Origin of the sequence: Legionella worsleiensis (genome assembly GCF_001467535.1) — a bacterium.
Classification (GTDB): domain Bacteria; phylum Pseudomonadota; class Gammaproteobacteria; order Legionellales; family Legionellaceae; genus Legionella; species Legionella worsleiensis.
In genome coordinates this window covers 291664-306958 of record NZ_LNZC01000031.1, presented here as the reverse complement: position 1 = coordinate 306958, position 15295 = coordinate 291664, and the positions used below count along the sequence as shown (strand labels likewise).

Here is a 15295-nt window from a genome sequence, read left to right as displayed (position 1 = left end):
GTTCATGCAACACACTATCCATCACACCCTGAATATTTTTAAATACATCGTGGTTCCATATGCGCACCACTCTATAACCTCGGCGTTCCAAATAGTGAGAACGTCGTAAATCATAATCAACAGCATCTATGTGCTGACTGCCATCAATTTCAACGTTCAGTTTTTTTTCACGACACACAAAATCAACAATGTAATTGCCAATAACGTGCTGTCAAATAAATTTATACCCACTTAATCGCCTGTTGCGTAAATAATACCATATGCGGTTTTCCGCATCCGTCATGGTTTGCCTTAATGCTTTTGCTCGCTTGTTCATGCTCTGTCTAAAAATTTTGATGCAATAAAAGAGTGAATACAATTTAAATAGTGCTACACACAGAGCACTTAAGATTCAAATGAATGCGTTACATCCTGTAGTCAATTCTTCTGAATCTATTCAATTCAAAACATGCAGATAGTTTTATTGTTTATCCTTTGTCAATCTCGTGAGTCACGTGCTTACCACACCCTCATCCCCAACCCTTCTCCCTCAAGGGAGAAGGGTGTATTTGGTAGGAAAGCGGAAGATGGGGCAAGATGCGCCAAATCACTATCTAAACTGAACGGCTGGATTTGAGTGCAGGTTGCCCTATCTCTCGCATAAAAAAAGCGGAGTGTACATCAGGTACATGAGCATTTTTTTAGGCGGGAGATGGGGCAAGATGCGCCAAATACAGTCGTTCAGCGCATACGAAGAGCGCCGTCAAGTCTGATAACCTCCCCATTAATCATCCCATTCTCAATGATATGCCCAACGAGCATTGCAAATTCTTGGGGTTGTCCTAATCTTTTGGGAAAGGTTACTGAGGCAGCTAGATTATCTTGCACTTCCTGGGGCATATTTAATAACATGGGCGTTGCGATTAAGCCTGGTGCTATTGTATTTACTCTGATGGCAAACTGAGCTAACTCCCGAGCTGCGGGCAAGGTCATGGCGACTACGCCGCCTTTGGATGCACTGTATGCTGTTTGACCTATTTGCCCTTCAAATGCGGCTATGGATGCGGTATTAATTATAACGCCCCGCTCTTGGGATTGCGTATCGATGTCAAGACCAGTCATGGCGTGTGCGGCTACTCGCATGACATTGAATGTTCCGATAAGATTTACATCAATTACTTGTTTGAATGCGGCCAGGGGCATAGCGCCTTCTTTTCCCACTATCCTTTTTGCTGGTGCGATTCCGGCACAATTAATACAGACTCTGGGAATACCTGCTTGAGCAATAGTTTCTTTCATTGCCTTTTCTACCGATGTATCGCTGGTTACATCGCAGCTGAGGTATAAATTGGCAGAGGTTTCACTTTCTTCCTGTTTATCCCAAATGACAACTTTCATCCCTTTCTTTTGTAAATACTCGGCGCATGCTTTACCCATTCCTGAAGCACCACCAGTAATTAATGCAATTTGATTATCAAAATTCACTCTCATGCTCCATCTGGTTTACTTAATGTAAAAATTCATAACTCAACGCTTTGAATTCAGGGGTACCTGCGACTCTTATCCATTCAAAAAATACCATTTCTGATGTGACTAGATGAATACCGGCCTGTTTCATTCTTTTTAATGCGTAACTCTTGTCTAAATCATTACGGCTGCCTACTGCATCAACCACTGCATACACTTCATAACCGGCATCGTTCATTTCCATTGCGGTTTGAAATACGCATACATGAGCTTCTATGCCAATTAAAACGACTTGTTTCTTATTTAATGAACTTAAACGCTGAATATAATCAGGCTGTTGCATACAGGAAAAGTGCACTTTTTCAATAATATTACCTTTATTTATGTGCGTATTTAAGAGTTCTACGGTATTTCCTAACCCTTTGGGGTATTGTTCGCTGACTATTATGGGCACGTCCAGTTTTTTTGCCAATCTTAATAGCCATTCACAGCGTTGAACCAAAGGTTCATGATTTGCAATTAAGGGCAGTAGTTTTTGTTGAACGTCTATGAGCGCCAGGATTGAGTCTTTTTGCTTTAGCAACATCCTTAGTTCCTTGGAATTGATTATGATGGTTATGCCTTTATTATCATCTTATCCTAACTGATACACTGTAATCTACTGTCATATGACGCAGACGGGAAGAAGGTCTTTTAATTTGTTCTAAAAAAAAGCCGGTTCTTCGTACCGGCTTTTAATATCTGGTGCCTTAGAACATCACATGGTTATAAAGCAGCAATGTCTATGGTTTTTAATTTAACATCCATTTGCTTGTTGCCTCTTTGGATGGTCAAAGTCACTTGCTCGCCGACTTTGATTTCTGTAAGTAGGTTATACAACACATCATAGTTGGGTACTGGATGCGCATTCAGTGCAACAATAATATCTCCCATAACCACGTGCCCCCAAGGATCACGGTGTGTTCCACGTAACTGAACTCGAGCGGCTGGTGTATTAGGTAAAACATCGGCTATTAATATTCCCTTACTCACTCCTAATCGTTCGGCAACATTAGGCTCTACCCGCTGAATACCAATACCCGACAATACCACCCTACCGTGCTGGATAATTTGTCCGACAATTCGTTGGATATCATCTGCGGGAACAGCAAAACCTATTCCAGCAGAGGAGCCTGAGCGAGAATAAATCATGGTATTCAAACCAATTAACTGACCAGCGCTGTTTAGAAGGGGGCCACCTGAATTACCTGGATTAATGGGGGTATCGGTTTGAATCATGTTATGAATAGTAACGCCACCAATACCCGGCACTTTTCGTCCTAAAGCTGAAATGACTCCTTTAGACAAACTATGATCCAGTCCAAAAGGATTGCCTATCGCAATTGCTTTCTGTCCAACTATCAGATCATTAACATGAACAATATCAAAAGGTTTGTATGCCTTTAAATAAGCCAAGGCCTGCGGATTTTTAATTTCCAGTACCGCAATATCTTTTCGTGGTTCGGTACCAATGACTCGGGCAGGTACTGTCATATTACCGAGGGTTATCGCCAAATCATCAGCGCCCTTGATGACGTGATAATTCGTTACTATATGCCCTTTATCATCCCAAATAATACCCGAGCCGGCACCATCAGGAACATGCATTTTTTGCAGGGAGTGATTTTTTGCAACTGTAGTGAGGCGATGAACGTAAACTACTTTTGGTGCAGATTTTTGAAAAATATCTACTGTGTTTCGCTCATCGGGCAGCAGTGTATCCAAATTCAAACTAAATACAGGACTTGCAAAGGTAAAGCTCAATAAACTCGCTATAAAAATTAAACTGACACTACTCTTCTTCTTCATCATCGTTATACTCCATACCAGCCGCACCAGCATATCTCTTACGAAAGGCTTGGCGGGCTAATAACTTATCGATTACTGGCTGCGGAAAATCCGTTATAGTAATGATATTTTTATCCATCAAAATGTCAATTACGTCTTCTAGCACACGAATAAACTGCAAATCGGACTGTATGAATTTTATTTGAGAATCCTTGTCACAACGATTTAAAAATTGAACAACTTCAGGATTATCAATAGTGATTTCTTCCATATCATCTGAATTTTTTTGATCATACATGGCACAAATTCGACCATCCTTGTCACGTTTTATATAAACCACGAGTTTTTCCTTAAGCAACCTGGGATTGAAGCCTGCAAACAAAAAACATTAAGTTTTTTGATTTGCGACTTTTATAATACCCATGGAAAAAAGTCCACATGGGAGCCATATTGTAATATACTACCACATAAATGTCACTAAACAACTCAAAAGGATTTTTTTTAGACACCTATTAATTTGTAATCATTGTCTGAATCAACATCCTCATCCGACTCTACATCAGAATCATCGCTTTTAACTTCGTCATCAGTATTCACATCGTTATCACTGTGCTCTGAATCATTAACATCACGCTGTGCTTTATCTACTTTATCTCTGGATGCTTTTTCTATTTTAGCGCGGTCAAAAGAAATACCCGTTGAAATATTAAAATAATTCATTAAAAACTGAATAGGAGCAAGAATCATCGTTTTAAAAGAGGACGTGCCGGCCTCAATAGTTTGCTTGGCTATATGTTCACTATGGTCTGTATGACGCAAATAGATTTTTTCAAGCAGTCCTGAGTGTTGTTTGTAAATAAAATCAAGATTTTCATTACGTGATTTCTCCTGATTCAAGAGATACTCTTGTAAATCCGTATGAGTATCCCACAAAGAACTCCGCCTTTTTTGCAAGTGTTCCAATTCACTATCATAAAATTTTATTTCTTCATCAATTTCTCTTTTTAGTCTGTCACAAGCCGCTTTACGTTCCTCAGAAACTTCACCATCTACTATGGCACCCGATTCTTTCAGTGATACCTGAGCGTAGCGTTCAATTAACTGCGTTTTTTTATGCAAAACGTCTTCAATTTTAGTATCCAAGTAAATGATGGCGTCTTTATTAGCACCGAGAACCTGATAATGCGAATCAAACCGTTTATTACTTTGCATTTGTTCACGCATCTTCGCAAGCTCACCGGCTTCCTGAGATATTGCTTTTCTTTGCGCTTCATCATTTAAATTTTTATCTCTGCTCAATAATAATTGTCTGATGAACACAGAAAATGCCACCACTGCGCCAAATCCCGCCGCACATATGAGAGCTATTGCTACAGGTTCCATAGTCGACTCCTTATTGGTGCAAATAAATCAATTGAGTGTGTATCTCAACAGTAAAATATTGGCAAAACGATTGAAATGTATCAACAACAGGCCATTCACTAGATTGGTTGGACATTCGACTCATTGCCATTTCGAATATTGGCTTATAGTATTTTTTCAAGAAAGGCTTAATTTCTTTTAAGTTGGTGAAATTTTTTACAATTACGGTTGAATTCTCAACCAATTGAGACAAATGCACCCTATCCATAATAGTCACCAAATCTTCTTCATCCTCTACTGCGGATTTAATCCATTTAAGCAACATAGTACGAGGTTTAATATTTAATATATGATGACCATGAGTTATTTCCGGTTCCATCAAGATAATATGAGAATGAAGCTCAAATTTGAAACAACACAGGAAATCCAGAAAACTGACCTCAATTTCATTACGTGCATTAGCCCCTAACCAACGGCAAATTTCATGACGAAACATGGTGGAAAAATGTTTTTCTATTTCATACAGAGTTGCTTCATCACTATTCTGTTTAGAAATGACATAAGCGGTATTATCGGTGTGTAATGTTTTTAAACTGGGCAAATCATGTTCTGGTAATTGTGAAGCTAGAAATGACAGAAAGACAGCGGTAGGTTTTAGTACCACTATCTCGAATTGTCTTTGATCCATGACGTTCTCCCTGATTTAGTATACTCATCCTGAGTACTCCCTGAAAAGAAATCTACATCTGGTCTTCAAGCAGTTTTGCCGTTTACAGCGCATTACTTTTGAATTTACTCGATAGTTTTAATAAAAAAGCAACAAAAAATAGCACATGTAGTATTCAGTCTAAATTGACCTTAAGATACTTTCAAGAGAGTTAGAAGGATTTTCTCAAATCAAGTCTGTAAAATAAATCAAACAGTTGGCAAAAAACTCTGGTTTAACACCGTGTTTTTAAAGAATATTCCTGGCAAGGCTCTTGCATTTTCAAAATCATGGGCTTTTGCCCTTTTTGGTCCTTCAACTCCAGCGAATAAACAGGCCATCTGACGAGCGACCTGCTCTTTTTCACAAAGCCCCTCGCCCATTTCCCATCTTTCTTGACAAATGTTTTTTTCGTTTTGGTCATTATTCATCTCCAGTGTTCTTATGGATGAATAAAAAATTCACTATGTTTTAATATTAATGCATCTTTACACTCCCGCTGGGAAGCATTAAGACTTAATTTACAAAAAAATTACACATATTGTTGCAAAAAAGAAAAACACTATTTATGCTCTACCCTACTTGACAGGCATTACTGTATCTATATGCTTCTTTTTTTAACTCCAGGTTCTGCGCTATGAAAATACTGGGAAAGGCTGTAATTACCGCATTTATCTTATTGATAGTACTGTTATCCATTCTTTGGATTTTAGCCAAAAATATTCAACCCGAAGCAATCAAACAACTGGTTAACAATCAAATATCCGCCCTGACTCATAAAAAAAGTCAGATTAATGGCGCAATATCCTGGCAAATTTTTCCACGGCCAGGTTTGAAATTCAGTCAAATCATCATAGGTGATGAACAACTTAAAGAAAATTTTGCTTTATCCATAGACTCCATGCTATTGAATTTGCAAATTACTCCTTTGTTAAAGGGACGCTTTGTTTTTAGTGAAATTAATTCAGATGGCTTGAAATTATTTATTAATCAAGACAAATTCCCCACATCTCCCTCGTCACAAGACCACATGGAACATCACAAGGAATACCTAAATCAGCAATTCGCCATACAGCGATTGACTGTCAGCCATGGTGAAGTAACTGTTTACAGTAACGGCGGCAGCACTGTATTTAAAAACATCCAGGCCGGTATAGAACATTTCAATACCCAAAAAAATCCATTTCCAGTGCAAATCAAAGCTCGACTTACCCAATTAGCTCCCTTGGCAACAGCTAAAGCAAGTATTAATTTTAAAGGAAGATTAACTCTGGCACCTTCCTTCTTAAATGAACTACAAAATGGTATGAGCTATTCAGCAATAGAGGGCCAACTTTTGATTCAAAACAGCTTATTGAATCAATTCAAGATAGCGAAGCTCAATACAACCATTAAAACACATAAAAACAGCATTTCACTTAATCCGTTTACCCTCTCTCTTTATGGTGGGGAATCGGTAGGTGATGTCAATTATTCCATTGCTAATCAACAATTATCCTTCAATCAAACAGCAACTCATCTCGATGGGAAGCGATTAATTAGCGCTTTAACAGGTCAACAGACAATTGATGGCACTCTGGATTATTCTTTACATGCGACTATTCCCCTGCACCAGACTGAATTAGAACAAATCAATGGCAAAGGAACGCTTACCATAAAAGATGGTCAAATCTATAACATTAACCTCAATCAGATGATCAGCATCATAAAAGATCGTTTGGATAACCTGATGAAGGGGATTCCTGCAAAAAGCCCTAAAATATTGAATTTATCAGGATGGGAGAGCGCAGGCTCGGGTAATACTCCCTTCAAACTGGCCAACAGTCACTTTACGATTCAGGATAAGCAAATTACAAGTGAATCACTACTCTTGCAAACGGACACACTGCAAGTTAGCGGGGATGCAACCATCAATATTTCAAACCGTGCATTAAATGCCAAGCTTAAAGTGACAATAAACGATTCTAATGACCAGGCTATTAAAAAAATTCAACACGCTTTAGGAGGTTATTTTCCTCTGGATGTATCAGGCACTATAGAACATCCCATGGTATTGCCTGACATAACAAAAATAAATCCTCTTCTTGGCCAATTGTTAATAAAAAATACTCTTGAGCATCCCTTGAAAGGGGTTGAAGGAACCTTAAAAGAGCTTATCAAGTGACCAAACAAGACATTCAAACACAATTTACCCAGCCATTACTGGCATGGTATGACGTGAACGGCCGCAAGGATTTACCCTGGCAATTACCCAGACATCCCTACAGGGTTTGGGTATCGGAAATCATGCTGCAACAAACACAGGTACAAACGGTTATCCCCTATTTTAATCGCTTTGTAGACAGATTTCCTACTGTTAACGAACTGGCACAGGCCGCTGAAGATGAAGTTCTTTCACTATGGTCAGGTCTTGGATATTACAGTAGAGCTCGAAATCTGCACTCCGCAGCAAAACTGATAAAAGAGCGTTATCAAGGTATAATTCCCGAAGATTTACAAACCCTGCTTACCCTTCCTGGTATCGGGCCTTCAACAGCTGCAGCTATATTATCGCAAGCATTCAATCAACCAACCCCCATTTTGGATGGAAATGTAAAACGAGTTTTAACACGTTATTTTCTGATAAAGGGCTGGACGGAACAGGCACAAGTAAAAAAAACATTGTGGGAACATGCCGATTTATGTATGTCTGGCGAACGTTGTGCAGACTATACGCAGGCAATTATGGATTTGGGCGCAACCTGTTGTACCTCCAGAAAACCTGATTGTATTCGCTGCCCACTGAATGCTACCTGCCTGGCTTATAAAAACGATGAACAAAGCCAATATCCAACTAAAAAAATTAAAAAACCAGTTCCGGTGCAACATCAGCAGTTTCTTGTTCTCCACAATAAACACCATCTGATCTATCTGGAGAAAAGACCGCCCACCGGATTATGGGGAGGGTTATGGTGCTTACCCAGCTTAAATGTTAATGAATGTCCCATTACATACATTGAGCGCCATTATGCCCTTAAAGGAATTAATGCCAAACCGTTGATGTCCTTCAAACATCGATTCAGTCATTTTCATCTGGAAATCAACGCCATGAGTATTCAAACGCAGCCTAATAACCAGCATCTTGCAGAAACCTCAGGATCATGGTTTTCTAAAGAGCATTTGGCTTCATTGGGTCTGGCCAAACCTACCAGCCTGATCCTTGCACATTTGTTTGATTTGGATGAATTTCAAGACAGTTAATTTAGATTAGCCTATATCCTATTGGCTGAACTCGTATTATCATCAGACTAATCCTCATATTGAGTTCGTCAATGAATACTATCCTGATATTAGTTATCAGTTTTATTGCCCTTTTATGGGCGGCTAATCATTTAGTCAGCGGAGTTTCAGGTTTGGCAATTCGCTTTAAACTGTCACCGCTGGTCATTGGCTTAACTGTTGTTGCGGTAGGAACTTCAGCTCCTGAAATCGCTATATCCATCCTCTCAGCACTTAAAGACAAAAACAACCTGGCCATAGGGAACGCTATTGGTGCCAATATCGCCAATATAGGCCTGGTTTTAGGGATTACCTTACTCATAAAACCCAATACCTTACATTTTTCTACTCTAAAAAAAGCCTACCCTATCTTGATCATTACCATGCTTTTCGCTTACGGCTTGATACTGGATGGATTTCTAAGTAAAACGGATGGTTGTTTATTACTTATCGCTTGTGTAGTAGTCATTTCAATTTTTATTTACATGGCAAATAGTGCCCCTAAAAAAGATCCTTTTTTTAATGAATTTAAAGCAGCAGTTAACCTGAATCGTTCGCTTGGAACTACTCTCTTAAGCACTGCTTTGGGTTTAATAATCCTGCCTGTAAGCGCAAAATACATTATTTTATCGGCAACAACCATTGCTCAATGGTATGGGGTTAACGAAGTGACTATAGGTTTGACTATTATTGCTTTAGGAACAACATTGCCTGAATTAGCTACGTCAATCACTGCAGCGTTAAAAGGTGAAGAAGAAATTGCCATAGGCACCATCCTGGGATCCAATATTTATACATTGCTCCTCATCTTAGCCTTTCCTGCATTAATTAACCCTGCAAAAGTGAGTAGTATTATTTTATGGCGGGATATGCCGGTATTAATTGCGCTGACTGTTCTTTTAATCTTTTTAAACTATCATTACAAGAAAAAACTGTCTCCCTGGCATGGTGGGGTATTGATACTGGTTTATTGCAGTTATATTACATCTCTTATTCTTAAAGCGGGTGTTTAATATCCAGGAAATTCACAGACGTTTTATCATCCATTTATAACCAATAGTTCTGTTTTCCTAATCCCTTCCACGTCATCCAGAACCCGGAATTAGGGAGGTTGATGAAACTCAGATTTAAAAAAATGCGGCTTTAGCCGCAAAAAAAACATCTTTATGCAGAAATCAAAATCTTAAAACTCTATTTTTTCTGCGGGATAGTGTTGCAATTTTTTACTGTGAAATACTTCTTTTTTATCCAGGCTGCCACGTTCCAGAATTTTTGTTGCTACCTGAGCATCAGGTTGGCCAGCCTTGGCAGCCATATTAATCCAGTACCAGGCTTTTTTTCTGTCTTCAACCACGCCTTGACCGTAATAATACATGTATCCAATCGCATACTGAGCATCAGGCTGGCCTTTTGCTGCTTCAGGCTTTAAGCGAATAAATGCACGTCTGTAATCCTGAGCCTTAAAACTCTGTATTCCTTCATGCAGATTATAAGCACCTGAAATACACGCCGTTAACAAGGGAATAAAAATTAGTGTTAATAATAACCTGGATAAAAAACTCATTCTGTTTCTTCCTCTGTTAAAGGCTTGGCTACAGGCTCAAAGGTTAAGTCATTTTTAGGCAAACTTAAACTCTCCAGATTGCCATCCCGATCGACAAGAACCGCACCAGCCATAATTCTTTTGATTACCGCCCCCCCAGGGATTTTATCGCCGATTTTATAAGTTTTTTCCTCTCCACTGGATGAACGAATAATAACCTGAGATTCTTCCGCATTATCTGCCCAAAGAATACCAACCAAATTGAGATTCAGCATTGATTTTTGTACATTATCCTCATTTAAATCATTAGGTACATAAACTCCAAATAGAGAAGAATTCAAAATATCATGATAAGAATCTTGCTTTGTCGTTCCTGCAGAAATAATGTCCTGCTCTGATGCAAGATTAATACTGGAATCAGGAAGCAAAAGACTAAAAAATTCGGCAATAATTAATATCAAAAACAACGAGTTTAAGCTGATGATAATCCATTTGGCATACCTTGGTGACAGTAAATAATGAATATCAAATTTCATATAACTAAAATCCCGTTATTTTATAAACATGCAAATGCGCTTATTCTTTGTTAAAAAATAATATACACCCAACACTGTTGGGTATGAACCCATACTAGCATAAATTACCTGAACTTCATTAAAAATGGTTATAAACCTCAGGACAAGTACATCTACATATTGAACAATAACAGAATTCCCTACATCATCTCAAATCCAGGTGGAGCAAGAGTCAGGGATTTCCTCGTTAAATAATTATTGTCAACAGCTGCTGATTCGCTACAATGGGGTAGCGTTTGCCTTCGAACGAGGCCTTAAATCTGTTCCATTCATGCGACCCATGTTATTAAGGATACCCATGTTACAATCAGTATTAATTATCGCACTAATGACTTTTAGTTTTATCACGCAGGCAGCACTACCCTCCGATCCAATCCAGCGCTGTCTTGATGTCAGACGATATGCTGACTTCACTACACGTATGAAAATGGCTGCCAAAGAACCTGGAGTGCTGCGTTTTAAATTTCATAAAATTTCCCCCTCCGAGCTGCCTATTACAAACCCTGAGGGTTCTATGAGTGAGGTAATTAATGCCTTAAATAACCAACTCAAAAACTGCAACAGAAGTCGTGGAGAATTTCAAACCATTACTATAGCCGGGCGTAAATTAACCCGTCAGGAATGGTGCCACCAAACCAATACCAAGTTGCTTGCTCTAGCGAAAGCTGCTGGTGGTGATTTCAAACGCTATTTATCAAGCATTAAAACAGAGTTTGATTGGTACCAAAGCGATGGTTGGCCTGAAAATCACGCAGGATTTAAAAAAGGCGAATTTCAATTTACCGCCTATTATGCACCCGCTGCTATTGAAGCAAAATCCAAACCTGTAGGTGCGTTTGTTCACCCTATCTACAAAAACCCAGGTGTGGTAAATGCCTCTTTGGAATGTAAAAAAATTCATTGCAAAGCCCCTCTTTGCGGTGTTGATCCTTTGACGAAAATTCCTCGTGGATTTTGCATGAAAAATGCGAATGGTACTTATTCGGTTGCACCTGACCGAAGTGAAATTGATCGTGGTGCCTTACATTCCAAACACATTATTGGTTATGTTAAAGACGCTAATGATCCTTCATTTCTGATGGTTGAAGGTTCAGGTTCTTTAATGCTTGATGGACAGTTATTTCATATCAATTACGATGGCTACAACGGCAGGCCTCGTACCATGCTGGGTCGAATAGTCCAATGCGCACAAGATCCAACCTGTGGTGGTAATCTGGATACTATAGAACGCTGTTCCAAAGATCCCAAATGTCATGACGAGGCGAAATTACGCTGTAATGTATCACAAAAAATCAGACAAAGCGCAGCCTCAGAAAAGCAAATTAGACAATACCTGGATTCACTGAGTAAAGAAAAAGCAGCCAACTTGCGCAACAGAGATCAGAGTTTTGTGTTTTTTGCCAAAGAAGATGGAGGGCCTTATGGCTCCGAAAACATTACTCTGACGCCCCATGCGTCTTGCGCCACCGATCACAGAGTTATTCCTGTAGGTATGAGCTTTATTTATAATACCAAAAATACAACGTCCTGGTGCCTTGCTCAGGATTCAGGAGGAGCTATAGTAGGCGCTCATGTTGACTGCTATAAGGGTGAAGGGGATCAGGCGGGTATAGAAGCAAATAATCTGAACCATATTGGAACCCTTTATGTGGCTCTACCTAAAAAGCGATAAATTTAAACTCACTCGATAGTAAAACCTAAACCAAACCCATTTGTTTCAATAATGGGTTTGGGTCTTAATGAGGATCAACAGTTTCCCCTCCCCTAATTTCCTTTGTTAGAAAATAATTTATACCCGTTATGAAGCAGATGCAGTTTCTCGAAATTTTTAGCCTACCCCTTCATAATCGTGATACTATTTCTCTCTTACTGCTTCTTTTATAAACTAAAAAACATGGTTGAACATTATCTTAATTAAAAGGAATATCCAATGGCATTTGAAATAACGCTTCCTGACCCCAGCATTCCATTCAGCAGATCTGCTTTTATGGAGTCAGTACTCAATGCGTTGAAAACCAGTATTGAATACAGGCAAATCACATTAGCTGATGTACTAAGTTTTAATTTCTACTCGTCTGAGCAAAGAAAAATTGCAACGTTGATTGACTACTTGATGAGTAACCAATGGCAAACGAGCTTTAAAAAAAGCCTGCCTTTACATGAACTCTTTAAAATGTTTCATAGTCTGGACTCTGAGTATCAAAACGAATTGCGCACCAAATGCTCTATTTATCTAAAGATTTTTTTTAACACTAAAGAAAATCTGAAAAGAGATGACTTCTTGTCCTCTCACCAATCCAGTGAGCGCATCCAAAGATCTTTATTATGTGACGATACAGCAAGAATTTTGAGCTACCTGGAACAGCACCAAGCAATTGATTTGCTCAATCATATAACCCCTAAAGGATATACTGTTTTGGCTCATTTGCTTAAAGTACACATCTTATCCCCTGTTATCAGATTCCTGAGACAGTTACCTGAGCACATCAAAAAAGACCTACTTAATACCATTCCTATTCCTCACTTTCTTGTCAACCTGGACAGTATCATTTATTCAGACGAAAAATTTCTGATTGAAGAACTGACCAGCGAAATAATTAAAGTCAATCCCTCTATCCTGGAACCTTATATTGTAGAGTTAGATCCTCTATTGTTTATATTAGGAAAAAGAAAATACAGTACTGATTTAATTTTAGAAGTATTTGCCCAATACAGTGATATACAAATCATGGAACTGGCCAAAATAAAGACTCTGAAAAAACAAGAAAATATACTCGAATTGTTTGCCTATAATCCTATAGTTTTTACCACTGTTTACAAGAGGTTAACTCAATTACTTTCTCCGGCTGAGTTAAACCACTTAATTTTATCATCCAAGAGTTTATTCGCAGATTTAATATTATTCCATCCCAAAAGCATCTTCATGCTTAAACCATACCTCAAAGATACAGACATCGATGCTTTAATAGAACAAAAAAACAAAAATGGAGATAACCTGCTCATGCAAGCAATTGACTCCTACAGTCCTTATGATGCTGTAGTGGCAGTTTATAATCTATTAGGCGAAATGCCTCATAAAAGAATGCAATCGTTAATGACCCTTTACAGTAATTCGGAGTATGAGAACACTATATTATTCTCATGCATTGATATTCGAACTGAAGTTTATTTACTGGAACGAATGACTGAATTTGCCCCGCAGTTAATTACAGAAATACTTTGCCACCGCCCCAATGGAGAGCACAGTGTGTGGGCTCGTGCTATGAGTCAGAATGGTTTAACCGATCAAGGTCGAACAGCTGCATACCTCAAATTGTTTTCTTTGCTCGATAGCGTCCAACAAAATATTTTGCTTGATTCCTTGAGACCATCACATGCTTCAACCGTTGATACACAAGCTACCCTATCAGCAACCTCATCTCTATTGACGCCCAAACCACTCCATCAACACCAATCGGGTGCAAGCAGCTCCATAACTGATTCACAACACAGATTCTTTTCTCAACCAGTTCAACTCATGCAACCGTTAAAGACAGTGGAAAATGACCATACGCCCCGTACGGAACAAAAAAACACTGAACTAATATGTGCTCGTGCCCAACATTGATGGAACCTTTGCCCGGTTTTTGAAGGATGATAAAGAGAAACTTTGCGCATGAAGCATGCTTAGCGAATTATCCAATACATCTGCATTTCTTCGTAGCAAAGGGAGTTGTTATGGAGAGTCGTTAGGTCGCTGCGAGTTTAAACCTAGAAATAGCAGCCTTGATGCAGCGCAAGCGAAATCAAGGTTGTTATATTCAGCACATTCAATTATTTTCCAATCCAACCCGTAGTGTATTTTCGTCATTAGGACGTATTGACAGTTGCCCCGCCTACGTGCCTCGGACAAGCCGAGGCACGTAGGCGGGAACAATTGTGAACACGCCCTAGTTTAAATAACTGTAATGCTGTGTTAATTTTTTTAAAATATCTTCAATAGGTAATCCCATAACATTAAAGCGAGAACCTTTAATTTCCTTAACAAATGAACCAAAAACATTCTGTATACCGTATGAACCCGATTTATCAAAAGGATCACCGGTTTTGATGTAATCGTTTATTTGCTCATCGGTGAGGGAATGGAACGTGATTTTTGTTAGAGCATAATCAACGTGTACCCTTAGGTCTGGAAGGTAAACCAAAGCATACCCCGTATATACCTCGTGAGATACACCACTGAGCATACTTAACATTCTAAAGGCATCTTGGCGATCTTTTGGTTTTTCTAAAATATGATTGTGAAGAGCAACAACAGTATCTGCGGCTATAATAACGTCAGGAGAACCAGGACAGTTTTGCGAAACTATTTTTTGTGCTTTTTCTTTCGCAAGCCGTGTGACGTAGGTTTGTACATCTTCTCCTGCGCAGTGAATTTCTTCTATATTTGCTGGCATAGCAATGGCATTTAAACCGTGTTCTTGCAATATGCTTAATCTTCTTGGTGATGCACTGGCGAGAATAATGTTTAACTGGTTAAGCGGTTTCATAATTGATCATTTATGCTTTTAAAGCGGAATAAAAAAAAGGCTGAGCTTT

General features: G+C 38.9%; 15 protein-coding genes and 1 pseudogene. 5 read left to right on the top strand and 11 right to left on the bottom strand.

Translation table 11 applies throughout. The annotated features are described in order from the left end of the window. From Lwor_RS13610 to Lwor_RS13140, 8 genes and pseudogenes are all read right to left on the bottom strand, one after another. A pseudogene (locus tag Lwor_RS13610) lies at nucleotides 1-316 on the bottom strand (endonuclease domain-containing protein); the annotation flags it as partial. Between the two features lie 404 nt (nucleotides 317-720). After that, complete coding sequence (locus Lwor_RS13170; protein ID WP_058494331.1) at nucleotides 721-1464, bottom strand: SDR family NAD(P)-dependent oxidoreductase; 744 nt, start codon at nucleotides 1462-1464, stop codon at nucleotides 721-723. 22 nt (nucleotides 1465-1486) lie between these two features. After that, nucleotides 1487-2032: a hydrolase gene (locus tag Lwor_RS13165; protein ID WP_058494330.1), complete on the bottom strand. Its 546-nt coding sequence runs from the start codon at nucleotides 2030-2032 to the stop codon at nucleotides 1487-1489. A gap of 179 nt (nucleotides 2033-2211) precedes the next feature. Then, the gene (locus Lwor_RS13160) at nucleotides 2212-3294 is read right to left on the bottom strand and encodes a S1C family serine protease (protein WP_415582907.1); all 1083 of its coding nucleotides are present in this window, start codon (nucleotides 3292-3294) and stop codon (nucleotides 2212-2214) included. Beyond that, complete coding sequence (locus Lwor_RS13155; RefSeq protein WP_058494328.1) at nucleotides 3278-3613, bottom strand: hypothetical protein; 336 nt, start codon at nucleotides 3611-3613, stop codon at nucleotides 3278-3280. Before Lwor_RS13155 ends, Lwor_RS13160 begins: the two co-directional genes overlap by 17 nt. A 161-nt stretch (nucleotides 3614-3774) precedes the next feature. Then, nucleotides 3775-4656, bottom strand: coding sequence for a hypothetical protein (locus Lwor_RS13150; RefSeq protein ID WP_058494327.1), 882 nt, complete (start codon nucleotides 4654-4656; stop codon nucleotides 3775-3777). Between the two features lie 10 nt (nucleotides 4657-4666). Beyond that, nucleotides 4667-5323 carry a hypothetical protein gene (locus Lwor_RS13145; RefSeq protein WP_058494326.1) on the bottom strand — a complete coding sequence of 219 codons (657 nt, stop codon included), beginning with the start codon at nucleotides 5321-5323 and terminating at the stop codon, nucleotides 4667-4669. A 227-nt stretch (nucleotides 5324-5550) separates the two neighbouring features. Next, the gene (locus Lwor_RS13140) at nucleotides 5551-5772 is read right to left on the bottom strand and encodes a hypothetical protein (protein ID WP_058494325.1); all 222 of its coding nucleotides are present in this window, start codon (nucleotides 5770-5772) and stop codon (nucleotides 5551-5553) included. Nucleotides 5773-5978: 206 nt separating this feature from the next. On the opposite strand from Lwor_RS13140, the gene Lwor_RS13135 reads away from it, so the two are divergent. From Lwor_RS13135 to Lwor_RS13125, 3 genes are all read left to right on the top strand, one after another. Next, complete coding sequence (locus Lwor_RS13135) at nucleotides 5979-7505, top strand: AsmA family protein (RefSeq protein WP_058494324.1); 1527 nt, start codon at nucleotides 5979-5981, stop codon at nucleotides 7503-7505. Then, on the top strand, nucleotides 7502-8581 hold the full coding sequence (mutY, locus tag Lwor_RS13130) for an A/G-specific adenine glycosylase (protein ID WP_058494323.1): 1080 nt from the start codon (nucleotides 7502-7504) through the stop codon (nucleotides 8579-8581). The genes Lwor_RS13135 and mutY overlap by 4 nt, the downstream gene beginning before the upstream one ends. Before the next feature lie 71 nt (nucleotides 8582-8652). After that, entirely contained in the window at nucleotides 8653-9612 is a 960-nt protein-coding gene (locus Lwor_RS13125) for a calcium/sodium antiporter (RefSeq protein ID WP_058494322.1), read from the top strand. Between the two features lie 170 nt (nucleotides 9613-9782). On the opposite strand, the gene Lwor_RS13120 is transcribed toward Lwor_RS13125, so the two are convergent. Together Lwor_RS13120 and Lwor_RS13115 are read right to left on the bottom strand one after the other, a co-directional pair. Beyond that, nucleotides 9783-10163, bottom strand: a complete 381-nt coding sequence (locus tag Lwor_RS13120; RefSeq protein ID WP_058494321.1) for a tetratricopeptide repeat protein — start codon at nucleotides 10161-10163, stop codon at nucleotides 9783-9785. Further along, nucleotides 10160-10678, bottom strand: coding sequence for a type II secretion system protein N (locus Lwor_RS13115; RefSeq protein ID WP_058494320.1), 519 nt, complete (start codon nucleotides 10676-10678; stop codon nucleotides 10160-10162). The genes Lwor_RS13120 and Lwor_RS13115 overlap by 4 nt, the downstream gene beginning before the upstream one ends. 337 nt (nucleotides 10679-11015) lie before the next feature. Between Lwor_RS13115 and Lwor_RS13110 the strand changes: the two genes are divergently transcribed. After that, the gene (locus tag Lwor_RS13110; protein ID WP_058494319.1) at nucleotides 11016-12389 is read left to right on the top strand and encodes an MltA domain-containing protein; all 1374 of its coding nucleotides are present in this window, start codon (nucleotides 11016-11018) and stop codon (nucleotides 12387-12389) included. Between the two features lie 258 nt (nucleotides 12390-12647). Next, entirely contained in the window at nucleotides 12648-14324 is a 1677-nt protein-coding gene (locus Lwor_RS13105) for a hypothetical protein (protein ID WP_058494318.1), read from the top strand. 322 nt (nucleotides 14325-14646) lie between these two features. On the opposite strand, the gene Lwor_RS13100 is transcribed toward Lwor_RS13105, so the two are convergent. Next, the gene (locus tag Lwor_RS13100; RefSeq protein ID WP_058494317.1) at nucleotides 14647-15246 is read right to left on the bottom strand and encodes a Maf family protein; all 600 of its coding nucleotides are present in this window, start codon (nucleotides 15244-15246) and stop codon (nucleotides 14647-14649) included. Between the last annotated feature and the right edge of the window lie 49 nt (nucleotides 15247-15295).